The 1,721-nt window shown below is 34.7% G+C and carries 2 protein-coding genes; both read right to left on the bottom strand.

Annotation, left to right across the window (positions count from 1 at the left end; genetic code table 11):
* The coding region (bdr, locus tag HNP68_RS06665; protein ID WP_221240675.1) for a Bdr family repetitive protein at positions 1-366 on the bottom strand (366 nt) is incomplete at its 3' end.
* 118 nt (positions 367-484) lie between these two features.
* Entirely contained in the window at positions 485-1,552 is a 1,068-nt protein-coding gene (locus tag HNP68_RS06660; RefSeq protein ID WP_183221667.1) for a DnaB-like helicase C-terminal domain-containing protein, read from the bottom strand.
* Between the last annotated feature and the right edge of the window lie 169 nt (positions 1,553-1,721).

Genomic DNA, 1,721 nt, shown 5'->3' with positions numbered 1-1,721 from the left:
ATCAATCTTAGCGTCTAAGTTAGCTATATCCTTTTGTAAATTCTTTTCTACAGTATCAATCTTAGTATTGAGTTCATTTTTAACAGTATCAATCTTAGCGTCTAAGTTAGCTATATCCTTTTGTAAATTCTTTTCTACAGTATCAATCTTAGTATTGAGTTCATTTTTAACAGTATCAATCTTGAACTCAAGATTCTCAAACTTTATTCCAAATTGTTTTTCTAAATTTTCTAAATCTCTATACGTAAGGTTATTGTGATAATATCTTTTAGACAAATCTTGTGCTATTAGTTGCTCCATTCCTAATCGAAGGAACTCTTTATATATTTGTTCTTCAGTAATGTTTGTTATTGAAACTAATTCCATAATTTCTCACTCACCAAGTGTAGTATAACACAAATTACAGCCAAATAATAGCAAGTTTTCAAAACTATGCTTTTTTTGAGGAAAGTTGTCAGCTTTCCTCAAAAAGATGTTCAACACGTCAAGAGACTTGTGAATCAACAAATCTAACGCATTTAGGCTCAAAACCCATAGTCACAACACCTCTGTAACCTTCTCTATTTTTAGCAACTATCGCCTTCACTTTATGCACTCCTGCATTATTGTTTTGATCCCTGTATAGATATTCTTTTTTTCCTCTATGCAAAAAAATTACCATATCAGCGTCTTGTTCTAAAGACTCCAACTCTCCCAAATCTGCCAAACTAGGCTCTCTACTCTCCAAACTACTATCAATCGCACTCTCGAACGCACTCTCCAAACTACTATTAAGTTGACATAGAACTATTATTGGCATATCAAGCTCACGTGAAAGTTCATGTATATTACGGCTCAAGAATGAAAATCGATCAAAACGGGACATATTATTATGCGGTGTGGAAATTAGTCTAATACGGTCAATGAAAATAATCTCAACGCCGTCCTCTTTCATTTTTCTAGCTTGGGCCTTCAATTCGCATATTTGGATATCATACGAATTATCAACCACAAGAGAGTAATTCTTAATCTTAGAGCGTGCTTTTGCATATATGTCGCGCTCATTCTCATCCATCAAACTATTATCACCAATCTTATCACATTCAATGCCAGAACTAATTGACAAAAGTCTCTTCGTTATAGATTCACTGGACATTTCAATTGAAAAAAATCCAACTCTTCTTCCTTGTTGGCACAAATTGTTTACAATATTGAGTGCAAAAGCAGTTTTACCAACACCAGGCTTTGACCCAATTACCACAAAAGCGTGTTCTTTCAACGGGTTAATTATTTTGTCAAGACCAACAAAACCAGTCTCCATGAAATTATTTTCTGTAAAATTTTCATTTTTGATTTCGTCGATTATGGATTGATCGATTTCGGCCGCATTGTGAATAGAATTTTTGCAGTTAAGCTCCGGTGAATTAATCGCCTTGACCTCCTCAAGTTTTTTCACATACGCTTCTATACGGTCCCTAAAACTGCTTGAACCGCGTTTTTCCTTGAAAATCACACAATGCTCGTCTATCTTTTGTTCACTTGTTGGGTTTTTACTATTCACGCAATTTTGCACTTAAAGCCTCCTTATATTTTTCAAAACTTGCGAAACCGACTGCGTACACGCAGATGGGATGGGGGATTAATCAAATTACCAATTTGATCTAGCATTTCTTCCCTTTTTTGCTTAATTTTTGCAACCCACTTAGTAATAATTCCTCCGGGCTGTAACTCTTTGGAGTAAA

The sequence above is a fragment of the Borreliella yangtzensis genome (assembly GCF_014201775.1).
GTDB classification, from domain to species: domain Bacteria; phylum Spirochaetota; class Spirochaetia; order Borreliales; family Borreliaceae; genus Borreliella; species Borreliella yangtzensis.
Note: the sequence above shows the minus strand (reverse complement) of the source record. Positions and strands in the feature narration are given on the sequence as shown.